Genomic DNA, 1,309 nt, shown 5'->3' with positions numbered 1-1,309 from the left:
CACAGGTCTTGTAATACGTTCCTGCAGAATCGGGTTCCTGTGTAGGCGCTTGCACCCGAGCCTGCGGCGTACCCCGCGTGGGCTCAGTAATAGGGGAGGCCACGGGAGTGTGCTCAATGGTGCCTGAGTTTTCCGAGCTCACACAGTCATTGAGCACCCGTACCATTGCTTCCTTTTCGGCTGCCTTAACCCACAGCCCATACTTCGCCTTAATGCGCACCTGCTTCTCCACATAGATGCACCGGTACGCCTTATTAGCTGGCAGCCAGGTAGCCGCGTCCGCATCGCTCTTCTGTTGGTTAGCCGCCCCATCTACAGCGAGCAGATTATCGGGGTCATTGGCGAGCTCAATGCGCTGCTGCTTCGACAGCTCTTGCGCGCCAGTCTGCCACGCGTCAGACAGGGCTACTACGTGATCGATCTGCACCGCGCGGGAGGTGTCTTTTCCGCGTCTAAAGTGGATGCTCACCCCCGTATATGGATCCTCCAGGGTGCCGCTGAGCACTGTGCAGGCGCGTGTTCCTGGTTTAACCGTCACCTCGTACAGATCGCGGCGCAGAATATCGTTGCGGGTATCGCACCCGTTACGGTCGGTGTCTGTCCAGGCATGCCCGAACTGATCCCGCGAATACCCGGTTTTGGGTGCGCGGCCCTTGACCGGTAGGGACTGCAGGGTTGTTAAGGCGCTGGCTGCATCCGATACATTCGCAGCTGGCAGTGCGGTTACGGGGTTGGCTTCCTGCTCGGGAGAAATTCCGGTATCGTGCGTCTGCTCTTCGGCGTCCTCTTCCTGGGTTTCAAAGGCAGCGGCTGGGCTGACATAGGGGGTGCTGCTGGGTGAAGATAACTGGTTGTGGGTACTTGCTGCAGTGGGTGAAGCGCTTGATGCTGTGGGTCCCTCCACTGTGACAGTTTCGGTGGAACACCCGCTTAGTATCAGTGCACATACTACAGCGAATGAAGATATGGCTATAGTGGCCGGTTTTTGTGTGCGGCGAAAGCGCGCAGGCATAAGTTTTCCTTGAGTGAGTGAGCTATTGAGTGAGAGTGAGCTGGATGCCGTTCGCACCTGCGTGAGTTATCGGGTGATACAACAACGTATCGGTGCTAAAACATCCACATATATTATATAAAACCGACCCCGGCCCCACCGGCGAATTCGGTCACATGCGGAAGCTATTTTGAGTGTATCTGAACACGCATGAGTACCGTAGTGGGGAGTGCGTATAAAGCGGCGGTGTACAAATGACGAAACGGGATGTTTTTAGCGGGCTAAAGTTCTGATGGTAGCTTTCTTCATCGGCGAGAA

1 protein-coding gene is annotated in these 1,309 nt (G+C 56.0%); it reads right to left on the bottom strand.

The genetic code is table 11. The annotated features are described in order from the left end of the window. The coding region (locus Q4P78_RS08625) for an HNH endonuclease family protein (RefSeq protein ID WP_303339969.1) at window positions 1-904 on the bottom strand (904 nt) is incomplete at its 3' end. Window positions 905-1,309 lie beyond the last annotated feature (405 nt).

This window comes from Rothia sp. (in: high G+C Gram-positive bacteria) (genome assembly GCF_030540545.1).
Classification (GTDB): domain Bacteria; phylum Actinomycetota; class Actinomycetes; order Actinomycetales; family Micrococcaceae; genus Rothia.
The sequence above is the reverse complement of the archived record's forward strand: the minus strand, read 5'-3'. Positions and strand labels throughout refer to the sequence as shown.